19 protein-coding genes, 1 other RNA gene and 1 pseudogene are annotated in these 23,989 nt (G+C 49.6%); 12 read left to right on the forward strand and 9 right to left on the reverse strand.

All coding sequences use genetic code 11. The annotated features are described in order from the left end of the window. Positions 1–39 precede the first annotated feature (39 nt). Positions 40–1,959, reverse strand: coding sequence for a molecular chaperone DnaK (gene dnaK, locus Q4579_RS00555; RefSeq protein ID WP_303560823.1), 1,920 nt, complete (start codon positions 1,957–1,959; stop codon positions 40–42). A 213-nt stretch (positions 1,960–2,172) separates the two neighbouring features. Continuing rightward, positions 2,173–2,796, reverse strand: coding sequence for a nucleotide exchange factor GrpE (gene grpE, locus Q4579_RS00560; RefSeq protein ID WP_303560825.1), 624 nt, complete (start codon positions 2,794–2,796; stop codon positions 2,173–2,175). 204 nt (positions 2,797–3,000) lie between these two features. Here grpE and nadK point away from each other — a divergent pair, with 204 nt between their 5' ends. From nadK to bamE, 3 genes are all read left to right on the forward strand, one after another. Further along, positions 3,001–3,879, forward strand: a complete 879-nt coding sequence (nadK, locus tag Q4579_RS00565; RefSeq protein ID WP_211647280.1) for an NAD(+) kinase — start codon at positions 3,001–3,003, stop codon at positions 3,877–3,879. 173 nt (positions 3,880–4,052) lie between these two features. Beyond that, positions 4,053–5,720 carry a DNA repair protein RecN gene (gene recN / locus Q4579_RS00570; RefSeq protein ID WP_303560827.1) on the forward strand — a complete coding sequence of 556 codons (1,668 nt, stop codon included), beginning with the start codon at positions 4,053–4,055 and terminating at the stop codon, positions 5,718–5,720. Positions 5,721–5,890: 170 nt separating this feature from the next. Further along, positions 5,891–6,247 (forward strand): outer membrane protein assembly factor BamE, encoded by a 357-nt coding sequence (bamE, locus tag Q4579_RS00575; RefSeq protein ID WP_303560829.1) that lies wholly within the window; start codon positions 5,891–5,893, stop codon positions 6,245–6,247. 90 nt (positions 6,248–6,337) lie between these two features. Here the strand turns inward: bamE and Q4579_RS00580 are convergent, their stop codons facing one another. After that, the gene (locus Q4579_RS00580; RefSeq protein ID WP_303560831.1) at positions 6,338–6,733 is read right to left on the reverse strand and encodes an RnfH family protein; all 396 of its coding nucleotides are present in this window, start codon (positions 6,731–6,733) and stop codon (positions 6,338–6,340) included. Beyond that, a complete protein-coding gene (locus tag Q4579_RS00585; protein WP_303560832.1) occupies positions 6,723–7,157 on the reverse strand; it encodes an SRPBCC family protein in 435 nt (144 codons plus the stop codon). Before Q4579_RS00585 ends, Q4579_RS00580 begins: the two co-directional genes overlap by 11 nt. A gap of 142 nt (positions 7,158–7,299) precedes the next feature. Between Q4579_RS00585 and smpB the strand changes: the two genes are divergently transcribed. The 3 genes from smpB (at position 7,300) to hsdR (ending at position 10,890) form a co-directional block, all read left to right on the forward strand. After that, positions 7,300–7,782, forward strand: coding sequence for an SsrA-binding protein SmpB (gene smpB, locus Q4579_RS00590; RefSeq protein ID WP_303560834.1), 483 nt, complete (start codon positions 7,300–7,302; stop codon positions 7,780–7,782). Positions 7,783–7,826: 44 nt separating this feature from the next. Beyond that, positions 7,827–8,194: a transfer-messenger RNA gene (gene ssrA / locus Q4579_RS00595) on the forward strand. Positions 8,195–8,439: 245 nt separating this feature from the next. Continuing rightward, positions 8,440–10,890, forward strand: coding sequence for an EcoAI/FtnUII family type I restriction enzme subunit R (gene hsdR / locus Q4579_RS00600; protein WP_303560836.1), 2,451 nt, complete (start codon positions 8,440–8,442; stop codon positions 10,888–10,890). 48 nt (positions 10,891–10,938) lie between these two features. Here hsdR and Q4579_RS00605 read toward each other — a convergent pair whose 3' ends face one another. Both Q4579_RS00605 and Q4579_RS00610 read right to left on the reverse strand, forming a co-directional pair. After that, positions 10,939–11,613, reverse strand: coding sequence for a site-specific DNA-methyltransferase (locus tag Q4579_RS00605; RefSeq protein WP_303560838.1), 675 nt, complete (start codon positions 11,611–11,613; stop codon positions 10,939–10,941). 379 nt (positions 11,614–11,992) lie between these two features. Next, entirely contained in the window at positions 11,993–12,211 is a 219-nt protein-coding gene (locus tag Q4579_RS00610; protein WP_234203411.1) for a hypothetical protein, read from the reverse strand. A 189-nt stretch (positions 12,212–12,400) separates the two neighbouring features. Here Q4579_RS00610 and Q4579_RS00615 point away from each other — a divergent pair, with 189 nt between their 5' ends. From Q4579_RS00615 to Q4579_RS00630, 4 genes and pseudogenes are all read left to right on the forward strand, one after another. After that, complete coding sequence (locus Q4579_RS00615; protein WP_303560842.1) at positions 12,401–13,891, forward strand: N-6 DNA methylase; 1,491 nt, start codon at positions 12,401–12,403, stop codon at positions 13,889–13,891. Then, positions 13,891–15,636, forward strand: coding sequence for a restriction endonuclease subunit S (locus tag Q4579_RS00620; RefSeq protein ID WP_303560844.1), 1,746 nt, complete (start codon positions 13,891–13,893; stop codon positions 15,634–15,636). Before Q4579_RS00615 ends, Q4579_RS00620 begins: the two co-directional genes overlap by 1 nt. Before the next feature lie 2 nt (positions 15,637–15,638). Continuing rightward, a pseudogene (locus Q4579_RS00625) lies at positions 15,639–15,895 on the forward strand (hypothetical protein); the annotation flags it as partial. Positions 15,896–16,057: 162 nt separating this feature from the next. Next, positions 16,058–16,918, forward strand: coding sequence for a GIY-YIG nuclease family protein (locus Q4579_RS00630; RefSeq protein ID WP_303560846.1), 861 nt, complete (start codon positions 16,058–16,060; stop codon positions 16,916–16,918). Positions 16,919–16,933: 15 nt separating this feature from the next. Here the strand turns inward: Q4579_RS00630 and Q4579_RS00635 are convergent, their stop codons facing one another. Beyond that, entirely contained in the window at positions 16,934–19,315 is a 2,382-nt protein-coding gene (locus tag Q4579_RS00635; protein WP_303560848.1) for a DUF3772 domain-containing protein, read from the reverse strand. Positions 19,316–19,971: 656 nt separating this feature from the next. On the opposite strand from Q4579_RS00635, the gene Q4579_RS00640 reads away from it, so the two are divergent. Both Q4579_RS00640 and yjjX read left to right on the forward strand, forming a co-directional pair. Continuing rightward, the gene (locus tag Q4579_RS00640; protein WP_303560850.1) at positions 19,972–20,613 is read left to right on the forward strand and encodes a helix-turn-helix domain-containing protein; all 642 of its coding nucleotides are present in this window, start codon (positions 19,972–19,974) and stop codon (positions 20,611–20,613) included. A gap of 117 nt (positions 20,614–20,730) precedes the next feature. After that, positions 20,731–21,273, forward strand: a complete 543-nt coding sequence (gene yjjX / locus Q4579_RS00645) for an inosine/xanthosine triphosphatase (protein ID WP_303560852.1) — start codon at positions 20,731–20,733, stop codon at positions 21,271–21,273. A 268-nt stretch (positions 21,274–21,541) separates the two neighbouring features. On the opposite strand, the gene trpR is transcribed toward yjjX, so the two are convergent. Together trpR and sltY are read right to left on the reverse strand one after the other, a co-directional pair. Next, entirely contained in the window at positions 21,542–21,856 is a 315-nt protein-coding gene (gene trpR, locus Q4579_RS00650; RefSeq protein WP_303560854.1) for a trp operon repressor, read from the reverse strand. A 104-nt stretch (positions 21,857–21,960) separates the two neighbouring features. Then, complete coding sequence (gene sltY, locus Q4579_RS00655) at positions 21,961–23,898, reverse strand: murein transglycosylase (RefSeq protein WP_303560855.1); 1,938 nt, start codon at positions 23,896–23,898, stop codon at positions 21,961–21,963. Between the last annotated feature and the right edge of the window lie 91 nt (positions 23,899–23,989).

The following is a 23,989-nucleotide window of genomic DNA, read 5'->3' on the forward strand; positions in this document are numbered from 1 at the left end:
TAAACGCCCGTGCTCAAATAAGATTATGAATTCACACTCTTATTTTTTGTCGTCTTTAACTTCTTCGAACTCAGCGTCTACAACGTCGTCGTCTTTCGACTGAGCCTGCTCACCGCCTTCAGCCTGCTGGCCTTGTGCCTGAGCTTGCTGCTGGGCAATTTCCATCAGCTTCTGAGAAGCCGCGATCAGTGCCTGAACTTTGGCATCGATCGCTTCCTTGTCTTCGCCTTTACGTGCTTCTTCCAGTTCAGAAACAGCGGCTTCGATTTTCTCTTTCTCGTCCGCAGGCAGTGCTTCACCCGCTTCTTCGATTTGCTTACGGGTCCCGTGAACCAGCTGGTCAGCCTGGTTACGCGCAGAAACTAACTCTTCGAACTTCTTGTCCGCTTCTTTGTTTGCTTCTGCTTCCTGAACCATTTTCTCGATTTCATCATCGCTCAGACCACCCGAAGCCTGAATCGTGATCTTCTGCTCTTTACCGGTCTGCTTGTCTTTCGCAGAAACGTGCAGAATACCGTCCGCATCCAGGTCGAAAATCACTTCAATCTGTGGCATACCGCGAGGGGCAGCCTGAATACCTTCCAGGTTGAACTGGCCCAGCGACTTGTTGAAGTTCGCTTGTTTACGCTCACCCTGCAGAACGTGAATCGTTACCGCGCTCTGGTTGTCTTCCGCTGTAGAGAACACTTGCTCCGCTTTGGTTGGGATCGTGGTGTTCTTCTCGATCAGCTTGGTCATCACACCGCCCATGGTTTCGATACCCAGAGACAGCGGGGTCACGTCCAGCAGCAGTACGTCTTTCACGTCACCAGCCAGAACACCACCCTGTACCGCAGCACCGACAGCAACTGCTTCATCCGGGTTCACGTCTTTACGCGCTTCTTTACCAAAGAATTCAGCAACTTTTGCCTGAACCATTGGCATACGCGTCTGACCACCCACCAGGATCACGTCGGTGATTTCGCTGACAGACAGGTCTGCATCAGCCAGAGCAACTTTCATTGGCTCCAGAGAACGCTGAACCAGATCTTCAACCAGTGACTCCAGCTTGGCACGGGTCACTTTGATGTTCATGTGTTTCGGACCTGTCGCATCCGCAGTGATGTACGGCAGGTTTACGTCAGTCTGCTGTGCAGATGACAGTTCGATCTTCGCTTTCTCAGCGGCTTCTTTCAGACGCTGCATTGCCAGTGGATCTTTACGCAGATCGATGGCTTGTTCTTTTTTGAACTCGTCGACCAGATAGTTGATCAGACGGTTGTCGAAGTCTTCACCACCCAGGTGAGTATCACCGTTGGTTGCCAGAACTTCGAAAGTTTTCTCGCCTTCAACTTCATCGATTTCGATGATAGAAATATCGAACGTACCACCACCCAGGTCATAGACTGCGATGGTGCGGTCGCCGCCTTTCTTGTCCAGGCCGTAAGCCAGAGCAGCAGCCGTTGGTTCGTTGATAATACGTTTGACTTCCAGACCCGCGATACGACCTGCGTCTTTGGTTGCCTGACGCTGTGCATCATTAAAGTAAGCCGGAACAGTAATTACTGCGCCAGTCACTGTCTCGCCCAGGTAGTCTTCTGCAGTTTTCTTCATTTTCTTCAGAACTTCTGCAGACACCTGAGGTGCAGCCATTTTCTGGCCTTTTGCTTCCACCCAAGCGTCGCCATTGTCAGCTTTGACAATTTTGAACGGCATGATTTCGATATCACGCTGAACTTCTTCGTCTTCAAAACGACGGCCGATCAGACGCTTGATTGCAAACAAAGTGTTTTCTGGGTTTGTCACCGCCTGACGCTTCGCAGGCTGACCGACCAGAGTTTCGCCATCTTGTGTATAGGCGATGATAGACGGCGTTGTGCGATCGCCTTCAGCGTTCTCAATTACGCGTGGCTTATCACCATCCAGTACAGCGACACATGAGTTGGTTGTACCCAAGTCAATACCAATGATTTTACCCATCAGGCTTTCTCCGAAATTCGTTGGTTTACTGGCTTCGTCCCGTTTGATACAGCGACGAGCATGGGGCCGAGGCCCACGGTTTATTCAAGTACGGTATCGTATGACTACTAAATAAGGCCACCGGATACCTTTTCAAGGGTCAGACTGAAAAAAATTTCAAAAAAATAAAACCCACCGGGGTGGGCTTTGTCTTCATTCTGCCCCAACAGACGATCAGGCTTGCGTGTCTACGTTGCTGCCCGGTGCCGCTTTTGCGACCATCACCATTGCCGGACGAACCACACGGCCGTTCAGCTCATAGCCTTTCTGCAGCACCATCATCACGGTGTTTGGTGCGTGTTCCGCACTTTCCTGCATAGACATTGCCTGATGGAATTCAGGATTGAACGTTTCACCCAATGGATTGATGGCTTTCAGGCCAAACTTCTCAACCGTGTCGGTCATGGTTTTCAGGGTCAGCTCAACGCCTTCAACCATCGGCTTGATCGTTTCATCAGACTTGTCTGCTACTTCCAGTGCGCGCTCCATGTTGTCGATCACGGGCAGCAGTTCACCGGCAAATTTCTCCAGCGCAAACTTACGTGCTTTATCGATTTCCTGCTCGCTGCGACGACGCATGTTTTCCACATCGGCACGGGCACGCAGAACGGAATCCTGTTGATCTCTCACTTTGGCTTCGCTCTCTGCCAAAGCGGCTTCCAGTTCTTCGATACGGGCCAGTGCCAGTCCTTCCGGAGTCAGTTCTTCTGCACTTTCAGCAGCTTGCTCAACTTCTGCTGACTCAGCCTGTGCCTGTTGCAGTTCTTCTTCCTTTAACATTTCGTCTTTCTTGCTCATGCTTTCGCTACTCCGCTAAGCTCAAAAAGGGTGAATGCATGGCCGACCCGCCGCGCAGACGCAGTAAATCGACCACTCTTAAAACGTGATGGGCATATTATGGGGATGAAGTTCAACGATTCAACCCGAGATCGACGACAAAGGGCGACAATTCGTCATCCGTGAGGCTATACTGGCCCCAATCTTACCCGTTGGATCAAGGACATGACGCGCCCGTTTGAAATCATTGCCCTGATTGGCAAACCGAGAAACCCTGACGCGATTCACACCCACACCAGTCTGTACCACTGGCTGACAGCCAAAGGCTATCAGGTATTGGTGGATCATCGGCTTGCCCATGATCTGGATGTCCCAGCAGAGGTCTTTTGTGATCTGCTCACCATTGGTGACCGCGCGAATCTGGCCATTGTCGTCGGCGGTGACGGGAATATGCTCGGCGCTGCCCGCGTGCTCTCCCGCTTTGATATTTCGGTCATTGGCGTGAACCGCGGTAATCTCGGTTTTCTGACTGATTTGGATCCCGACAATTTCGAGCAGGAACTGGAAAAAGTGCTGGACGGCGAATTCGTCACCGAGCACCGTTTTCTGCTGGAAGCTGAGATTCACCGTCACGGCCAGATCAAGAGCCGCAATGCCGCCCTGAACGAAGCCGTGCTGCACCCGGACAAAATCGCTCACATGATTGAGTTCGAAGTCTATATTGATGAAAGCTTTGCTTTTTCGCAGCGTTCTGACGGCCTGATCATTGCCACCCCAACCGGCTCAACCGCCTATTCCCTGTCGGGCGGCGGCCCGATTTTATCGCCGAGCCTGAATGCCATCACACTGGTGCCCATGTTCCCGCATACCTTGTCCTGCCGCCCTTTGGTGGTCGACGGGAATCGCCGGATCAAACTGATTGTGCCCGACGATGGCCGGACGCTGGAAGTCAGTTGCGACGGCCAGGTTTCGCTGCCGGTCAATCCCGGCGATGAAATCCACATTTATCAGAGCCCGGATCAGCTTCAGCTCATCCACCCGAAAAGCTACAGCTACTACAACATTCTGCGGGGCAAACTGGGTTGGTCGAGTAAACTGTTCTGACGCATCCTTTGCTCACTGCCAAAGCCAGCCATTGCTGGCTTTTTTATTGTCTGCCAAAAACTTACCTCACATCACATTTTTCACAAGAAATTCAGCGACCAGCACTTTACTGTATGTAGATACAGTATATACTGTTCAAATAAACAGGTGTTGATTTAAACAGGTGAACACACATGCTGGCTCATATGACGATCTCTAATTTTGCTATTGTTAAAGATCTCGAATTCGAGATGAAACCTGGGATGACAACCATTACAGGTGAAACCGGTGCGGGTAAATCGATTGCGATTGACGCGCTGGGCCTGTGCCTCGGCGACCGCGCCGAAGCCAGCATGGTGCGCCCCGGCGAAAGCAAAGCCGAAATTCACGCGACCTTTTCCCTGCGCAACAATCAGGCAGCCCGACGCTGGCTGGAAGATAATGAGCTGATAGAAGGTGACGAGTGTATTTTACGCCGCGTGATCACTAAAGAAGGCCGTTCCCGCGGTTTTATCAATGGCAGTCCGGTCCCAGCCTCTCAGCAAAAAGCGCTCGGACAGCTGTTGATCAACATCCATGGTCAGCATGCACATCAGATGCTGATGCGCCCGGAACACCAGCAAGAAATGCTGGATAACTATGCCGGTCACAATGGCCTGATGGATTCAGTCCGCAGTGATTATCAGGCCTGGCGTCAGGCCAAGAACGAACTGAGCCGTCTGAGTCAGAACCGTGCCGATAACGAGGCACAAAAACAGCTGATCCAATATCAGGTCAAAGAGCTCAATGATCTCGCCCTCGGGGAAGAAGAGTTTGCGGAAATCGAAGAAGAGCACAAGCGGCTGTCGAATTCCGGCGATCTGGCACTGACCAGCCAGAATGCGCTGTCCATCCTCTATGAAGGCGATGAAGTCAATGCATTGCAACTGCTGCAACAAGCCAGCCAGCAGGTCATAGATCTGGGTGAGATGGACAGCAAACTCAGCACACTGGCGCCCATGCTGGAAGAAGCCATGATTCAGATCCAGGAGGCCAGCCAGGAACTGCGGGGGTATTTGGATCATCTGGATATGGATCCACAGCGTCTGGTGTTTCTGGAAGAACGACTGGCAAAAATCATGTCGCTGGCACGCAAGCACTATGTGATGCCCGCTGAGCTCTGGCAAAAGCATCAGGATTTACTGACAGAACTGGATAATCTCGACGGCAGCGACGAAAAACTGGATGCGCTGGCAGATGCCGTTGAAAAGAAACGTCTGGCGTTTCTGGAAAGCGCGGAAAAACTCAGCAAGAGTCGTCAGCGTTATGCCAAAGAACTGAACAAAAAAATTTCGCACAGCATGCACGAACTGAGCATGGAGAAAGCGGTGTTCCAGATCGACATTCACAGCGATCCGGAGCGGATGCTGACACCACTGGGCTTCGATACCATCACCTTTATGGTGTCCACCAACCCGGGTCAGCCGCTGCAACCGCTGGGCAAAGTGGCTTCCGGTGGTGAACTGTCGCGAATCTCACTGGCCATTCAGGTGATCACGGCGCAGAAAGTGGAAACCCCAAGCCTGATTTTCGATGAGGTCGATGTGGGGATCAGTGGCCCGACTGCGGCCATTGTCGGACGTATGCTGCGCACACTGGGCGATTCAACGCAGGTTATCTGTGTGACTCACTTGCCACAAGTCGCAGGATGCGGCCATCAGCAAATGTTTGTCGCCAAGAAAACCAGCAAGGGCCAGACTGAAACCAGCATGAAACCGCTGGACGAAAGCTCCCGAATTGGTGAACTGGCCCGTTTACTGGGCGGCAGTGAAATTACCGAACGTACACTGGCGAACGCCAAAGAATTGCTGGTCGCGGCATAGTTTCAACACAAACTCTCTTTTCTACTGCTTTCAGATGCAACTTTTTGACATTTCATGCGTCTCAACCCTCGCTTCATCCTTCGGATGAGGCGAGTTTTTTTATCGTGCTTTCACTTTGTCTGTAACTTGCTTATCATCACAGACAGAACTGATTATTTTGCCGGGATGCTATGAACTGGAAAACTTTTGCCGCGCTGGCGTTGAGTGTCAGCCTGCTGGGCGGCTGCTCTTTGGTTGAACGCTTGGTCTACCGTATCGATATCAATCAGGGGAACTACCTGGATGAAAAGGATATCGACAATCTGAGGTATGGCATGAACCAGGAGCAAGTACGCTATGTTCTGGGTTCCCCAATGCTTGTTGAGCCTGAATACCCGAACACCTGGTATTATGTGTTTTATCACAAGCCCGGTCATAACGAACCGGAACAGAAAAACCTGATTCTGAAGTTTGACGGCAGCCGTCTGCTGACCAGCATGAGCGGTGACTACCAGCCGGGTCCGAACTTCAGAAACCCGCTGAATTAATCCCCCTCAGCGGTCACCTGCTTCAATCAACGGACACAAAAAAGCTCGCCTCGGCGAGCTTTTCTCTATCGCGTTCACATCGAGCTCGACTCAGGCATCGGTGTCTGGCTTTTGCTCAGAAGATTCAGCAGCATGTTCCGCTGAATCTGCGCTGTCATCCTTCTTCGCTTTTTTGGCCGCCAAAGCTTCCTGTTTGGCCTGCTCTGCACGCTTACGACGGATCTCTTTCGGATCGGCCAGCAGCGGACGATAAATCTCCAGCCGATCGCCATCATGCACTGTGGCATCGAGCTTGACCGGGCGACTGAACACGCCTACTTTATTCTTCTTAAGATCAATCTCCGGGTACATTTCCAATACACCGGACCGTTCAATGATTTCCTGAACCTGCGTTTCCGGCGTAATCGCCAGCTTAATCACACGCTGAGTCTGCGGCAGCGCATAGACGACTTCGACATGGTTCAGGTGATTCTGCTCAGATGTCATATACTTCTCTGGCTCGCTGGGTAAAGGCGTTGACCATATTATTGGTCAGCTCATGGAACACTCTGCCAAACACCGCTTCCACCAAGGCATTGGTGAATTCAAAATCCAGTTTCAGCTCCACCTTACAGGCATCCGTATCCAGCTCGGTAAAGTGCCAGCCACCCACCAGTTTTCGAAACGGCCCTTCCACCAGCTGCATGCTGATTTTATGAATACCTTCCAGCGTGTTACGAGTCACAAAGGTTTTTTTGATCCCAGCCTTGGAAACGTCTACTGCCGCCATCATATGTTCTGTAGAGCTTTCCAGAATTTTGGTGCCAGAGCATCCCGGCAGAAACGCCGGATACGACTCGACATCGTTCACCAGGTCAAACATTTGCTTGGCACTGAACGGGACCAGTGCAGAGCGACTGATTTGAGGCATAGTTTCTCCTTAACCCAATATCGCTGGTAATGATACCATTAGTCGGCGATCTGCCAAAGATTCAGTGAGTGTGTGTCTCCATGGCCTATTGCCTCTGGGAAAAACGTTCCCCTAACAACTTGAATCCGTATAATAAGAAGCTATGGCAAAGAAAAAACCAAACAAGCCGGGCAGCAACACCATTGCGCTGAATAAGTCTGCCCGCCATGAATTCTCAATTCATGATGAATATGAAGCCGGCGTTTCACTCCAGGGCTGGGAAGTGAAGTCTCTGCGTGCGGGTAAAGCAAACATTACAGAAAGTTACGTCTTTTTGCGTAACGGCGAAGCATTCGTGTCTGGCATGACCATCACACCGCTGAACGCCGCCTCAACCCACGTTGTGACCGATCCGGGCCGCGTGCGTAAGCTGCTGTTAAACCGCCGTGAACTCGACAAAATCATTGGTGCCGTGAACCGCGACGGTGAAACCATTGTTGCCCTGTCGCTTTACTGGAAGGGATCCTGGGTTAAACTGAAATTAGGGACCGCGAAAGGTAAGAAGCTGCATGACAAGCGTGCCGACGCCAAAGACCGCGACTGGCAGCGCGATAAGGCACGAATTATGAAGCATAGTTCGCGGTAGTCATTGACCTGGCAGAATTTTCTGCTAGTATGGAACACCTCTTTGGGGCTGATTCAGGATTCGACAGGATCATGAAGGCCTGTGGAGCATGCAGAGGTGCGGTTGGCCTCTTTAAAAAGCCGCAAAAAAATAGTCGCAAACGACGAAAACTACGCACTAGCAGCTTAATAACCTGCTCAGAGCCTATCCTCCCTAGCCTTAGCTCGTAGGACGGGGATCAAGGGTAGTCAAACCCAAACGAGATCGCGTGGAAGCTTTGACCTGGGAGCGGAAGCGTTAAATCTAATTCAGGTGTGTCTTAGCGTGGCGTGTTTGTTCGCAGCGTTCTGACGAGATTAAAGACAAACTAAGCATGTAGCGCCATTGGTTAGAGTGATTTTGGACGCGGGTTCAACTCCCGCCAGCTCCACCAAATCGTATATACGACGACATCTTCGGATGTCACAAAGCCCGCCGAGGTCCTGACCTGGCGGGCTTTTTGTTTGTTTCATCAAAACCTCCCGTTTTAAAGTTATCCAAAGATTAACTAAAGATGTAGTGAAACTGTTTGGATAGCCATTCCGTTATCCGCATCACTCATAAGTCAGTATCTTTTCTGCTTTTATTCATCGTTTGATATAGTCATGCAAATGCATTTGTAATGAGCTGGCTAATCGCATGGAATCGACAATAAATAAAGCAAAGCTGTCTGAAACAGACATCATCACGAAATTTATTCTACCAGCCATCAAAGATTCTGACTGGGATGACATGTCCCAGATCCGTCAGGAAGTAAAACTCCGAGACGGTAAAGTGATAGTTCGTGGCCAAGCGGCAGCAAGAAAAAAAGTTAAGTCAGCAGATATCGTTCTGTACCACAAGCCAAGCATGCCCTTAGCCGTTGTCGAAGCCAAAGCCAACAAACATGATATTGGCAAAGGCATGCAGCAGGCGCTGGACTACGCAACCTTGCTCGACGTTCCGTTTGCTTTTGCTTCAAATGGTGACGGTTTCATTTTTCATGACAAAACTAACTCAGCTCAACTCGAAATAGAAATTCGACTTGAAGACTTTCCAACACCTCAGCAACTGTGGGACAAGTACTGCGTTTGGAAAGGCTACAAAACCGAACACCTTTCAGTCATCACTCAAGATTACCATGATGACGGTAGCGGAAAGTCTCCCCGCTACTATCAGCTACAAGCGATAAACAAAACGGTCGAAGCCGTGGCAACAGGCCAAGACCGAGTGCTACTGGTTATGGCAACAGGCACAGGGAAAACCTACACCGCTTTCCAAATCATTTGGCGTTTGTGGAAGTCACGAGCCAAAAAACGCATCCTGTTTTTGGCAGATAGAAACATCCTGGTCGATCAAACCAAAACCAACGACTTCCAGCCTTTTGGCACCGCAATGACAAAAGTCACGGGGCGAACAGTCGATCCAGCTTACGAAATCCATCTTGCGCTTTATCAGGCGCTCACTGGACCAGAAGAGCATCAGAAAGCCTATAAACAAGTCGATCCTGACTTCTTTGACCTGATTGTTGTCGACGAGTGTCACAGAGGGAGCGCCTCCGAAGACAGTGCATGGCGAGAGATTCTTGAATACTTTGGTTCTGCTACTCAAATCGGTTTAACTGCCACGCCAAAGGAAACCGATATCGTTTCAAATACTGAGTACTTTGGCGATGCCATTTATACTTATTCCCTCAAACAAGGCATCGAAGATGGCTTCCTTGCACCTTACAAAGTAGTTCGTGTGGATATTGATGTGGATCTTCAAGGTTGGCGACCAACCAAAGGTCAAATCGATAAGCATGGTGAAATCATTGAGGATAGAATCTATAACCAGAAAGATTTCGATAGGACCATGGTCATCGATGAACGTACTGAGCTTGTCGCAAAAACCATTACCAACTATCTCAAGCACACCGATCCGATGGCGAAAACGATTGTGTTCTGTAATGACATTGACCATGCAGAACGCATGCGCCGAGCGCTAATCAACTGTAACCCAGAGCAAGTTGCCAAAAACGAAAAATACGTCATGAAGATTACGGGCGATGATGAAATCGGTAAAGCACAGCTCGATAACTTCATCAACCCGAAGAGGTCTTATCCAGTCATCGCAACCACTTCGGAGCTGATGACAACGGGCGTCGATGCAAAAACTTGTAAGCTGGTTGTTCTTGACCAAGGCATACAGTCGATGACCAAGTTCAAGCAAATTATTGGTCGCGGTACTCGAATTGATGATCGTTACGGAAAGCTATGGTTTACCATTCTCGACTTCAAAAAAGCCACAGAGCTGTTTGCTGATGAACGCTTTGATGGCATTCCTGAACGTGTCAAAGATACAACACCAGAAGATTTTGAAACTGATGAAGGGCTCAATGAAATCATTGATGATGTAAACGAGTCTGAACAATATAACCCATTTGAAGAAGAAGCCCTCGATCCAACCAGCATTCATGAACCTGAAGCTTCATATGAGTCTGGCAATACCTGTTCTGATGGTAGCAACTCTGACGATGATACTGATTGGCAAGACGAAAACCGCGTTCGAAAATTCCATGTCAATGGTGTCACCGTTAAAGCCATTGCCGAGCGTGTTCAGTACTATGACGCAGATGGAAAGCTAGTCACCGAGTCATTCAAAGACTACACACGCAAGACGATGGCAAAACAGTTCACCTCAATGGATGACTTTGTAAAGCGTTGGCAAGATGCCGATAAGAAGCAAGCGATCATTGATGAGCTTGCTGAAGCAGGTATCATCTGGGAGGCGCTTGAACTGGAGGTCGGTAAGGACCTCGATCCATTCGATATGATTTGTCATGTCGTCTACGATCAGCCGCCATTAACAAGGAAAGAACGCGCTGAAAACGTCAAAAAGCGTAATTACTTTACGAAGTATGGCGAAACCGCTCAGCAGGTGCTCAATAACCTTCTTGATAAATATGCTGACGAAGGTGTGCAAGAAATTGAGAACATCCATGTACTGAAAGTAAAACCTTTTGATGAAATGGGTCGCCCTCTCGAAATCATCAAAAAGGGTTTTGGTGGTAAAGAGCAGTACTTGGAAGCCATCACTGAACTGGAGTTTGCAATTTATCAGTCGGCATAGCGCTTAACTTAATTTCGTCACACGGCTACCATCAGGTAGCCGTTCAATTTAACTGACTTTCTTGCTTTCAGGCAAAATACGCTGGCGAAAATGTTCATGTGCTGCTGACGAGATATCATTCCCTTTAAACCGTCTTTTTAGATTATCAGCAGCCATCAACGTTGAACCCGAGCCAAAAAACGGGTCTACGACTAACTCCCCTTCCTTGCTGCTTTGAGTAACAAGTACTTCAAGTAAACTCACTGGCTTTTCAGTTGGATAGCCTTTAAATACCCGCTTATGCGTTAATATATCTGGCATTCCCAGATCATTCAGCTTTCTCTTACCTTTTTCAAAAAATAAGATGTACTCATGGCGTGCGCGGTAATGGTATCCCATACCGATGCAAACCTTATCCCAAATAATAGGCTTCCAAAACTTAAACCCGACTTTCTCTGCAATAGGTTTAATGACAAACATAGTTTCTTGGTCGCAAAAAAGGTAAAAGTGGGAATTTTTCTTGAGTACCCGATATATTTCGAGAAGAAGCTCTCCAAACCTTTGGTTAGGAAATATATCAAACCATTGGTTGCTTGAGGATTTGCTCACTTTTAGTCTGGTCGTCGTACCAATTTTTCGATGCTTTTCTAAAGACTCATAAGGCGGATCTGTGATGATTAAATCAACGCTCTCAGAATCGAGCGTTGATAACCATTTTACTGCATCGTCTTGATATAAATTCATCAGATTCCTATACAAGACTACCGCATGTTTTCCCATTCATATAGGTTTGAGATTGCATACCTCTATCGAGTCGACGACAATCAATGCAGTAGCTTTGGTATCCTTCTGGGTTTCGAGCCGTAACTCTAGCAGGTGTTTTCCCAAAGGACGATGGGTAAGGGTGAAAAATGTGCTCTCCCCCATTAGCATCAGAACAGTGAGGACATGATTTGAACTTCTGACCCGTGTAAGGATCTTTTTTATGAATCATCCCTATATTTAAACGCTTGTGACAGCAGCTACATGTCATATTAATCTCCTATCTCAGACGGAAAATATGATACGAGTAGCTTAAAAACAAAACAGTGAGTCAGGTAGCATAACCTTAATATCTAAGTGGTTAATCAGAGGTAGACAATTTACATATCAACATACGCTTGGTCCCTTCGATTGAAATCAGCCCCCAATTCAAGTTCTCATTCATTACGATCAAGCGAGTATCTGGCAAGACACTCATTGCTTCATCTAAAGCTAGCTGAAGCGATTCAAAGTCTAAAGTCATCGCCCTCAGGTCGGTTCGCTTTTTTCCCATCACGTCATACCAATGTCCTTTATACATATTGCTCTCCTTGGGAAATACATGAATCCATTCTTATACAGCGGTAAAAATGAAGTCGGTTATCTTTACCTTCACAGCGACATATTAAATCACGAATACTCACTTAGTGTCATAATGTTAAGTTCACTTATTTCGCATCAAATCTGCTATAATCCGACCCAATTTTTTGTCCGTTAGCAGTAGTAAACCATGTCAATCAGTTCAGTGATTAAGTCCATTCAAGACATCATGCGTAAAGATGCAGGTGTTGATGGTGACGCACAGCGTCTGGGCCAAATGTCTTGGCTTTTATTCCTTAAAGTGTTTGATGCCCAAGAAGAAGAGCTGGAGTTCGAGCTAGATGATTACCGCGAACCAATCCCAGCGAAGTACCTATGGCGTCACTGGGCGGCAGATAACCAAGGCATTACGGGTGATGAGCTGCTGGAATTCATCAATGATGACCTATTCCCGACGTTAAAAAACCTAACCGCACCGAAAGACACCAACCCTCGTGGTTTTGTGGTGAAAGAAGCCTTTAGTGATGCTTTCAACTACATGAAAAATGGCACACTGCTGCGTCAGGTGATTAACAAGCTCAACGAAATCGACTTTACTGACTCTAAAGAACGTCACCTGTTTGGTGATATCTACGAACAAATCCTACGCGACCTACAAAGTGCAGGTAACGCGGGTGAGTTCTATACCCCTCGCGCAGTGACTCGCTTTATCGTCAATCGTCTTGATCCTAAACTGGGTGAGCAGATTATGGATCCCGCCTGCGGCACGGGCGGATTCCTGGCTTGCTCGTTCGATCACGTCAAAGAGAACTACGTGACAAGCACGGCCGACCACCAAACGCTGCAAAAACAAATCCATGGTGTAGAGAAGAAACAACTGCCACATTTGCTGTGTATCACCAATATGATGCTCCACGGCATCGAAGTCCCCGTGCAGATCAAGCACGGCAACACGCTTAACAAGCCGCTTTCAAACTGGGACAGCAATATCAATGTGATTGCGACTAACCCACCGTTTGGCGGCACAGAAGAAGATGGGATTGAAAAGAACTTCCCTGCCGAAATGCAGACTCGTGAAACGGCTGACCTGTTCTTGCAGCTGATTGTCGAAGTATTGGATAAAGAGGGTCGCGCAGGTGTGGTATTGCCTGATGGCACCTTGTTTGGTGAAGGCGTAAAAACCAAAATCAAAAAGATGCTGACGGAAGAGTGTAACCTGCACACGATTGTTCGCTTACCTAATGGCGTGTTCAACCCATACACGGGCATTAAGACCAACATTCTGTTCTTTACCAAAGGCCAACCAACCAAAGAAGTATGGTTCTATGAGCACCCTTACCCAGAAGGCGTGAAGAACTACAGCAAAACCAAACCGATGAAGTTTGAGGAGTTCCAGCAAGAGATCGATTGGTGGGGTAACGAGGCCGATGGATTCGCTAGCCGTATCGAGACCAAGCAAGCTTGGAAAGTGTCGATTGAGGATATTATCGAGCGCAACTTTAACCTTGATATTAAAAACCCGTATCAGGACGAAGTCGTCAGCCATGATCCTGAAGAGTTACTGGCGAACTATCAGCAGCAACAACAAGACATCAAAGCACTGCGTGACCAACTGAAAGGCATTCTCGGTGATGCGCTTCGCTCTACCATTCAAGGTAAAAAGCAAGGTGGAGCACAATAATGGCAGTCGAAAACCTGATTACCGAGCATATTGATATTTGGACGTCGGCAGTAAAGACCAAATCGACCTCTGGTCGCGGTAGCAGCAACAAACTGGAGCTTTACGGTGTTAAAAAGCTGCGTGAGCTAATTCTGGAGTTGGCTGTGCGAGGCAAGCTTGTTCCTCAAGATCCTAATGATGAGCCTGCTTCAGTGTTGCTTGAGCGTATCGCGCAAGAAAAAGCGCAATTAGTTAAAGAAAAGAAGATTAAGAAACCAAGAAAGTATGAACCAATTGATGATAATTCTTTACCCTTTAATATTCCTTCGAGTTGGAAATGGGCAAGAATTGAGGATTTAGGCCATGACCTTGGTCAGAAAAAGCCAGATAAAACGTTCACTTACGTGGATGTTGGCTCAATTAATAAAGAGTTAGGCTATATAGACGAACCAAGCATTTTAGAACATTCTGAGGCGCCATCCCGAGCTAGAAAATTAGTCCAGAAAAATACTGTTATTTACTCAACGGTACGACCATATTTGCTAAATATTGCTGTCATTGACAGAGACTTTAATCCTGAGCCTATAGCTAGTACTGCGTTTGCAATTATCCATCCTTTGAGCGGTATTTCTAGTTCGTATATTTATAGATACCTTAGGTCTCCAAGCTTTATTGAATATGTTGAGAGTGTTCAAACTGGTATTGCTTATCCTGCAATCAATGATAAACAGTTTTTTTTCGGTCTAATTCCTGTACCACCAAGCGCTGAGCAACGCCGCATCGTCGCCAAAGTCGATGAGCTAATGGCGCTCTGCGACCAGCTAGAACAACAAACCGAAGCCAGTATCGAAGCGCATCAAGTTCTGGTAACAACACTGTTGGACACACTCACCAACTCTGCCGATGCTGACGAGTTGATGCAAAACTGGGCGCGAATCAGTGAGCATTTCGATACCTTATTCACCACCGAAGAGAATATCGACCAGCTCAAGCAAACCATCCTACAACTGGCAGTGATGGGTAAGTTGGTTCCGCAAGATCCAAGTGATGAGCCTGCTGCTGAGCTACTGAAAAGAATTGCGGAAGAAAAAGCGCAGTTAGTCAAAGAGAAGAAAATTAAAAAGGAAAATGCGCTACCGCCGATTTCTGAAGATGAAAAGCCGTTTGAACTTCCTATTGGGTGGGAGTGGTGCCGTTTAAGTGACATCTCAAACGTTATTGACCCGAACCCATCACATAGAATGCCTAAATATGTAGAAGATGGCATTCCTTTTATTTCTACAGAAAATTTTGTTGGCGATGAGGAAATAGACTTTCGTATCGGTAAAAAAGTAATGCCTGATGTACTGGAAAGCCAAATATCTAAATTTGACTTAACTCATGGTGCGTTTGCTATGAGTCGAATTGGTACCATAGGTAAGACTCGTTTTTTACCATCTGATCGGACTTACTGCATGTCACATGCGCTGTGCGTCATATCACCCTTAGTTAAATCAATAAATCATGAATACTTAAGGTTCGTTGTAGCGGCAGAGAGTTCCCTGTCACAAGCCCAACATGGTGTCAAAAGTATTGGCGTCCCAGATTTAGGCATGGGAGTTATTAGAGCATTGCTAATACCGATCCCTCCACAAAAGAAACAGCATTGTATTGTAAAAAAAGTAGGAGAGTTAATGATGGTTTGCGACCAATTAAAACAGAAAATCAATGTTAAACTGCAAATTCAACTGCAACTAACCGATGCTATTAGTGATCAGATGATATAGCCATGAGCCTATACAATATCGCAAACAAAAATCTCACCGCACTGACACCAACCACTTTTGCAGCCGAAGGGCTGCAAGAGCGGCACGATTTACAAGAAGCGCTGAAAGGCTGTATTGATGCCATCGCTCCAGATTGTTTGGTGATATCAGAAGAGTTTTCAGACTGGGAAGACAGCCGTCGCCGTATTGACCTGTTAGCCATCGACAAGAATGTCAACATCGCGGCTTTTAAACTTAAGCGTGTGACGACTTTGCCCATTAGTTGAAGCAGAAAGGGCTAGATATCGACGCCCATGAAACCATCCTGTTCCTGAATGAGTTAACCACGACCAACTCAATTTCCAGCGTAAGCGATAGAAATAACAACAGATTCGTATTAGCATGCTTTGAATTAATCTCTTCGAATTCAAAGGCTTTTCAGATGGCGCGTGGCACACAGCTCAAGATTTATCTTGCAAACGGAACGGTGACCGGCATTCGCCATGCAGAGATTGTTAATTGGACTGGACAAGCCATTGCTGTTCCCCGCATTCATGTCAAAGATCTGACGGATTGGGAAGAGACACAAAGACCGGGCGTCTATTTTCTGTTTGGGTTTGATTCCGACACCGGCAAAAACCTTGTTTATATTGGTGAAGCAGAGCACATCCAGAGGCGATTGCAGCAACACATCGCGGCAAAAGATTTCTGGAATGAAGCCATCTGCTTTACCAACAAAGATGAAAACCTGACCAAAGCTCATGTGAAATATCTGGAAGCCCGGCTCATCGAGATTGTCATGTCATCGAACCGATACGCCCTGGATAACGACAAACGCCCACCAACGGCCTCTTTGCCCCGTGGAGACAGAGATGCGATGGAAACATTTATCGACAGCATCCGCGTTGTGATTGGCTCTCTGGGCCATAAATTACTCGAGCCGAAAGTCATCTTCGATCCTCAGGAAACCGAAACGCAACAGAAAAGCCTGTTAAAGCTGAAAGTTAAAAAAATTGACGCAACTGCCAAGTTAACCGATGAAGGCATCGTGGTCCTCAAAAACTCTCAGGCATTGCCTGAAGTACAAAAGAGTCTTTCAAATGGCTACACCAATCTGAGAGCCAACCTGAGAGAAAAAGGGCTGTTAGTCGAGAGCAGTGACAAGCTGATTGCAACAGACGATATTTTGTTTACCAGTGCCTCTCAGGCCTCCGCTGTTCTGCTTGGTTATCCCTGCAGCGGGCCTGACTATTGGCGCGACGCCAAAGGCCGATCGCTGAAAGAAATCGAGATGGGAGTTTAGACATCCTGCTATCCCTCATCTCTCGACGCCCCTTTCTCCCCCCCACGCTTTGACCAGCGCTTCGAGGCCTTTAATGCTGACGTCCCGTTGCGGGAATGGGATGCTGACGCCTTTGTCGGTCAGGGTCTGGTAGATGTCGAACAGGAGATCGGATTTAACGACCATGAATTCTTTGATGTCGCGGATGAAACATCGCAGTTCAAATTGCAGGGCGCTGTCGCCCAGGCTGGTGAATACGAGGCTGGGTGCGGGGTAGCTCAGGACCATGGCGTGGTTCTTGGCGGCGTCCATGAGGACTTCTTTCACGATGTTGAGATCGCTGCCGTAAGCCACGCCAACGGACACAACCAGTCGGCCGTGGTTGGAGCGCAGGGTCATGTTCTTGACGATACCGGCGATGAGATCGGAATTGGGCACCACAACATCCTGCAGATCAAAGGTTTCGATCCGGGTGGATCGCACTGCGATTTTGCGGACAAATCCTGAATGGCCGGACACTTCAATCCAGTCGCCCTCTTTGATGGGCCGCTCAATCAGCAGAATGATCCCGGAAACAAAGTTCGACACAATGGTCTGCAAGCCAAAACCAATCCCGACCGACAGCGCCCCGGCCACAACAGCCAGGCTGGACAGATTGAGTCCCGCGGCAGAGACCGCAATGATGATTGACAGTGTATAGCCGACATAGCCAAGCCCGGTCACAATCGCAGTACGCGCACCGGGGTCAGTTTTGGTTTTCGGTAAAACAGAATTGCGCAGCACATACTGAATCCAGCGGGTCAGCAGGATCCCGGCAAACAACACCACAAAAAAGGTGATGATGACATCCAGGGATAAACGCACGTCGCCCAGCTCGATGCCGTCAGAGAGCAACCGCCAGACTTCGGCAATATCTGTGAGGCGTGCGCCCCAGATCAGCGCCAGTGCCGGGGCGAACAGGAAGAAGATGATCACAATCAGCACAATCGGCAGCAGACTTTCACTGGGGCCTGCGTCCTCTTCTCGGGTATCCCGGGTGAAGATCCGGGCCATCAGATTCAAAAGCCCGTAATAGATCACCATGGCGAACGCCAGCAGCGCAATGGACATCACCATAGGAATAATGGCCTGCCGCGCCAGACTGTCATAGCCGAGACAGACAAACACCACGCTCAGCACACTGGAGGTTTTCATCAGCCAGATCAGCGCATTCAGGATCCCCCGGCTGACATGGCTGCCCTGCTCGCTGTCCTGCGCATGTGATGCGGCGCTGTGGGCCGCTTGGCTCAGCAGTTGCGCCAGACGCCACATCAGCCAGCTGCCCAGCAGGATAGCCGGTAATGTCAAAATGGCTGAGCTGGCCGCCGAAAAAGAGTAATCCCCTTTCAGCGCAGTGAGCAGTACAATCAGGCCGAGAAACAGCCCGAGCAACTGGCAAATGCGCATCCCTTCCCGAGCCGACGGGCTATCCAGCTGAATGATCCGCTGTTCGGGCGCTTTGGGCCGGAAGATCAAAAAGCCCAGCCAGTGACTCAGCACGATATAAAAAGCAACAGCGCCCAACGCTTGTAGGGTCTGTTGCGCTGAAGCCAGCGGCAGTTTCAGGACGCTGATGGCAGTCAGTAATAACATCGCCGTCAGTAACGGAAAAACCAGCCGGAGCAAGGTGGAAAACAGATTACAGACCAGAATCGTACTTTTCCGGGTCAGACTGCGGCTGAACCTGTCCAGCAGGTTGATCGCCCAGGGTTGCACCAGCAGCATGATCAGTACCGCAAGCCCCGTCAGGGCAACGAAGGGCAGAATCGACCCCGTCATGGCCTGATTTTGTTTGGCATCCTGCCGGACGGCCCGGAATTCCTGCCTGAGCTGACTGGCGTAGCGCTTCAGTTCCCGCAGGGCATCGCCCCAATGTCCGGGCCAGAGCGGTGTCGGGCTTTTGGTGAGCAGTTTATCGGCCAGTTGCTGGCGGATCTGCTGATCGATTTCTCCCACCAGCAAATTTGCCCGTTCATAGGCGGCATCGGCCAGAAAAATCGGGGCGCTGGCGGTGGCCAGTTCGTTCTCCAGCTCCGCCCGGCGGCTGGCGATGACTTCAGGTTCACTGTCACCGTCTTTAGGTTCCGGACCGAGGGATTTGATCTGCGCTTCAAGCCAGCGAACGTCCACCGACTTATCCTGAGACAATTGATACGCCTCGGCACGCTGATCCGCCAGCGTGGCCCGGAGCTGCTCCAGCGCAGCCGTTTCAGCAGACGGCTCCCTCAGCAGTTGCCGGGCGTTTGATGCTGTCTGATCCCAGGAAAGATAGGGCTCTTTTTGATGCAAAGTCGTCAGTGCCGCTTCTTCAGCCAAAGCGCACCACGACACCAGAAGACTGACCAGCCCACAGACAAAAGGCCGCATCCGTTGCTGCATGCTCGAACCTACCGGAAGCAATCACTGAACATCCTCTGAGCTTATGCGATGGCGCTTACCGATGTCGTCAAAAGGCTAAGAAAACAGCGCTGTTTATCCAATGGCGACCGAATTATTTTGCGCCCCGAATCTTTGTCTGAAGATTTCGGTCTTTCGTTACCCATTTTCGGGCTGCCATCGCTTGAATGAGTCAAGAACAGCCTCACTCTATTCTCTGGCGGGATATTTTTAGACAGAACTATAGAGATTTCACACATCGCCTCAGGGGATATGAGATCGTTTTCAAAAAATAATGCGCTAAACAGCTTTGAAGCAAGCTCACATCTCATTTGGATTATCCCGAATATCGTGATGTTGCATAACAGAAAATATGCACAAAACCTCACTTTTCATGCACTAAATTTATTCCGGTGGGGAGATTGATATGATATTTTTATGCGCGGGTGGCAGACTGATTTTTCCTGCTGGCTTATTTTACTGAGAAAATATTGTTCCTTTTTTTACCCAATTGAGTGCAAATGCATATTCCTTTGACGAAATCCATCGCACTTTTCAGCTTGAGTAAAACCTTTAGACAAGGATATCAGTAAAATAATTTATGACTTTTGCGAATGCCTTTCGCATTCTTTTTTTTCTGCGAGCGGGAAGCCATTCATATGGAATATTTAGAGCGCATTAAACGCCTGGCGAAAATCCAAGGGATCAGCCAAAAACAACTGGGAGAAACACTGGGTCTGCAACAAGGCACCATGAGCCGTAAGCTGTCCGGTAAGTATGGTATCGAAGTCCGTGAGCTGGAAAAGATTGCCCAAACCCTGAACACTTCCATCAGCTATCTGCTGACGGGGCAGATTGATTCCGGGACTCAGGCAACCACGGCGATCAGTCAGGAAACCGGTCATAACACCACTTCGACTTACATTCCGATCATTCACCGCAAAGACTATCTGTCTTACCGGGATGGCGGCACAGTGGAAGTGTTGAGCAAGCGGGCGATCCCGCACCATCTCAGCCGCGAAGACTGTCTGGGCCTGTTGGTGGATAACGAAAATATTGCGCAATGTGCGCCGCTGGGCAGCTATGCGTTAGCCACACGCAAAGCGCCGTATCGCCCGAAACAGCCTGTGTTTGCATCCGTTCGCGGCAGCGAGCCCGACTTCTATCACATGACGCAACTGGCCGACGGTGTGGTGTTTTCAACATCTCAGCCGGATTTCCCGAACCTGTTCGTCAATCACGACGAGTTCAAAATCCACGGTTATATCATTCAGTCTGACTGGTCTTTCGACCGGATCTGATCGCCTGTCTGGTGATCCTGTCTCGCTTCCTGATCTGTGAACGCACCTTGTTGCAGATCAGGGGTGACAGCGCCCTTTCAACACGTACAATAGCGGCGTGAACTGAAGGAGCGAATCATGCACACCCCATCTTCCCCAATCCAAATTATTGTGGCCTCAACCAATCCGGCCAAAATCCGCGCTGTCGAAGCTGCATTCCGTGACGTATTCCCTGAGATAAAACTGAACATTGAAGGTCTGGCTGTCGACAGTGGCGTCCGTGCCCAGCCGATGTGCGCCGATGAGACGCTGACAGGTGCCCGCAACCGGGTGGCACATGCTCAGCAACTTCAGCCAGCAGCGGATTATTATGTCAGCCTGGAAGCGGGTCTGGACGGCGGGGCAACCTTTGCCTGGATGGTGATTGAGAACGGCCAGCAACGCGGCGAATCACGATCTGCGTCACTGCCTCTGCCACCACAGGCGCTGACTCGCCTGCATGAGGGAGAAGAATTGGGAGATGTGATGGACGATATGTTCCAGCAACAAAATGTGAAGCAACAAGGCGGGGCCATCGCCATGCTGACAGCTCATCGGCTCAGCCGCAGCAGTGTGTACCATCAGGCGCTGATCCTGGCCCTGATCCCCTTCATCAATCCGGCCTTATACACCACAGATTAACGCGACACAAACTCGATCTGTCCCTCCCCTTACCAAAATGAAGGAAAAATCAGTACTCACCGCAAGCTCGATCCGTCCCTCCCCCTTTTCAAGGGGGAGGTTAGGCGGGGGTTAACAATCACCAGCGCCAGTTCCAAATCTGAGCGCGCTGTACGAACCCCACCCTAGCCCTCCCCTTGCCAAGGGGAGGGAACGTTCGGACTCACAACAAACTCGGACAATCCCCCCTTCAAGGGGGAGGGAACATTCAAATAGGGAAAAAGGAGCGTCAGCCTTTCGACTGTTCCTGAAGAAATGCCGACAACCAGTGACGGATGTCTTCATCATGATGTTTGAGCTCATTGGAGCCGCGGGTAATGGTGGCGACGCCAACGCCAAGCAGCTCGCTGATTTTACGCTGGCTGCGCTCGCCATTGAGCAATTCATGGAAGATATTGACGCGGGCGATCAGTGATTCGCGCTCATCCGGGGTTAATAACAGACGCAGCAGCAACTCATCTTTACCATCGGCAGAAGCCTGACGAAACAGCGTGACAATCTGCTGCCATTCGGTGAATTCCGGCGTTTCGGATTGAGATGACATGGTTTTCCTCAACTGAAACCTGTGCAATCGGTTGACTGCACAGGCTGACAAACACTCCCGAATTCTACCCTGAACCAGCCTGAATGGCGACTCTCAGCACTGAATCAGTACTTTGCGTTCAGCTCTTCCGTCGTCAGCAGCTGGACATTCTGCCCCAGAAGCTTGTCGTAATATCCCTTAAACATCAGCACATTCTGAACATAACCGCGGGTTTCCCCGAAAGGAATCGTTTCCATGAACGCAAAGGCATCCAACTGACCCCCGCTGATGTCCCGCCAGCGGGTCACACGGCCCGGCCCGGCGTTATACGCCGCAAAAGCGAAGATGCGATTATTGTCATAGCGCTCCAGCATCATTTTCAGATACCCGCTGCCCAAGCGGATATTCACTTCCGGCTCGAACAGACTGCTCACCCCTGGATACTTGTAACCCAGTTTTCGCGCGGTATGTTTTGCCGTCGCAGGCATCAGTTGCATCAGTCCCCGTGCGCCAACCGGAGAAACAGCCTGTGGATTCAGGGCACTTTCCTGACGCGCCAGTGCCATCATGGTCGTCGTCTGCAGTTCACGCTGCTTGCCGTACGACTGAAACGTGTTTTCAAAAGCCAGCGGGAATCGCAGCGACAGATGCTCCCACATCTGACCATAAATCGTGGCCTGTACCGTCAGATGATGCCACTGCTTCTCACCGGCATAGCCGGCCAATGGCCAGATGGCTTTCGGATCCAGATCTTTGAGCAAATACCACCACTCAAGATTGGCATCATAAACTTTCTCTGTCGCCAGCATTTCCTCAATCCGCTTCAGAGCCGGCAGATACGGCGACACATCTTTTTCCGCATCCGTCAGAGCTTCCACCGGGAAATCGATCGTCTCGCCCAGCACAGTGGCAGCCGCAGCGCTGTAGAAGTTCCGGTCCCCCAGTAACGCCTGATATTGCGGTTTGGCGGCGACCGGATTGGTTTTCGCCAGCAGGTGCGCCTGCCAGAATTTCCAGCGCAGCGTCTCCTGTTCTTCCTTCGACAACGCCGGGATCCAGGCTTGCGCTTCCGTCCAGTTGCCTTCACGCAATGCCACACGAATCCGTCGGCTGATCAGATCATCATCTTTGCTCAGCCGCAGTGTGGCATCCCGCCAGCGGATCTGCTCAGGGTTATCGGAATCCATCAGCCGGGCGGCGGTATAATTCGCCAGCGCCTGTTTTTGATCTGAAGTGAGTTTCTGGCCATCCGCCACCCGCTCCAGTTGCTTCCGCGCTTCGGCAGTATCCACACGCACCAGACGCTGATACGCCAGTGTACTGAGCTGACGGTTAAAGTCGGTCACTTGGCTCTTTTTGGCAAATTCAGCCACCCCTTCGGGCTGATTGAACAGGGCCAAAACCGTATCGCCCTTCGCTCTGGCCTGACCGGACAATTGTTTGTCGAGATATTTCAGCAATCCCTGATTACCGGCTTCAAACACTAACAGCATGCGATCGAGGATCAGCGCATTGGTCCGCTTGCCTGCTTTTTCCCAGGCTTCCAGCATCGGATCACAATCATCATCCAGCGATGCCCCCGTCAGCCAGAGCGATTCCGCCCCTTCCCACGCGGCTTTCGTTTGCCCGGTTTTGCTCAGCGCATAATAGTACTGACACTGATAGCTTTCCCGGTAAGGCGGCTCGGTCTGAAATGTCACCAGATCGCGCCAACGCCCGGCATCAGCCAGTTCATCCAGATAGGAATATCCGAGCTTGATGGTAAATGGGAGATCCTTGTATTTGTCGAGAAATGCCCGGACTTCTTTCGGCTGGCGTTTTGCCAGGCCTTCCTGAAACTGACGGTAATCCAGATAAGGCGTCAGTGGATAATCATCCAGCTTTTTCCGGTAAGATTGATAAGCGGACTGATTATTTTTTTCCAGCGCTTCTTTTGCGGCCTCATACCACGCCCGTTGCTGCTCCAACGTCGCAGCCTGCGCTGCGCTTCCTCCCAGCAGCATCCACAGCCCCAGACCCAACAGCCAGCGACTCGGATGGCGCAACACTACTTCAGACTGCATATGTCCCCTTTATCAACTCATTCAATCTGTGGGCTTCAAGCCCCTGCAGGCCAATATCCTAGCCTCAGGGGGAATGACCTGCGTCAGCCTG

Source organism: Photobacterium sp. 1_MG-2023, assembly GCF_030547945.1.
GTDB lineage: Bacteria > Pseudomonadota > Gammaproteobacteria > Enterobacterales > Vibrionaceae > Photobacterium.

Coding starts and splice junctions, on each gene's coding strand:
- Q4579_RS00640 (WP_303560850.1), top strand. CDS start 19,972: ATGGAATATTTAGAGCGCATTAAACGCCTGGCGAAAATCCAAGGGATC.
- dnaK (WP_303560823.1), bottom strand. CDS start 1,959: ATGGGTAAAATCATTGGTATTGACTTGGGTACAACCAACTCATGTGTC.
- Q4579_RS00605 (WP_303560838.1), bottom strand. CDS start 11,613: ATGAATTTATATCAAGACGATGCAGTAAAATGGTTATCAACGCTCGAT.
- trpR (WP_303560854.1), bottom strand. CDS start 21,856: ATGTCATCTCAATCCGAAACGCCGGAATTCACCGAATGGCAGCAGATT.
- nadK (WP_211647280.1), top strand. CDS start 3,001: ATGACGCGCCCGTTTGAAATCATTGCCCTGATTGGCAAACCGAGAAAC.
- yjjX (WP_303560852.1), top strand. CDS start 20,731: ATGCACACCCCATCTTCCCCAATCCAAATTATTGTGGCCTCAACCAAT.
- Q4579_RS00630 (WP_303560846.1), top strand. CDS start 16,058: ATGGCGCGTGGCACACAGCTCAAGATTTATCTTGCAAACGGAACGGTG.
- Q4579_RS00585 (WP_303560832.1), bottom strand. CDS start 7,157: ATGCCTCAAATCAGTCGCTCTGCACTGGTCCCGTTCAGTGCCAAGCAA.
- Q4579_RS00580 (WP_303560831.1), bottom strand. CDS start 6,733: ATGACATCTGAGCAGAATCACCTGAACCATGTCGAAGTCGTCTATGCG.
- bamE (WP_303560829.1), top strand. CDS start 5,891: ATGAACTGGAAAACTTTTGCCGCGCTGGCGTTGAGTGTCAGCCTGCTG.
- Q4579_RS00615 (WP_303560842.1), top strand. CDS start 12,401: ATGTCAATCAGTTCAGTGATTAAGTCCATTCAAGACATCATGCGTAAA.
- Q4579_RS00620 (WP_303560844.1), top strand. CDS start 13,891: ATGGCAGTCGAAAACCTGATTACCGAGCATATTGATATTTGGACGTCG.
- Q4579_RS00610 (WP_234203411.1), bottom strand. CDS start 12,211: ATGTATAAAGGACATTGGTATGACGTGATGGGAAAAAAGCGAACCGAC.
- recN (WP_303560827.1), top strand. CDS start 4,053: ATGCTGGCTCATATGACGATCTCTAATTTTGCTATTGTTAAAGATCTC.
- grpE (WP_303560825.1), bottom strand. CDS start 2,796: ATGAGCAAGAAAGACGAAATGTTAAAGGAAGAAGAACTGCAACAGGCA.
- sltY (WP_303560855.1), bottom strand. CDS start 23,898: ATGCAGTCTGAAGTAGTGTTGCGCCATCCGAGTCGCTGGCTGTTGGGT.
- smpB (WP_303560834.1), top strand. CDS start 7,300: ATGGCAAAGAAAAAACCAAACAAGCCGGGCAGCAACACCATTGCGCTG.
- Q4579_RS00635 (WP_303560848.1), bottom strand. CDS start 19,315: ATGCAGCAACGGATGCGGCCTTTTGTCTGTGGGCTGGTCAGTCTTCTG.
- hsdR (WP_303560836.1), top strand. CDS start 8,440: ATGGAATCGACAATAAATAAAGCAAAGCTGTCTGAAACAGACATCATC.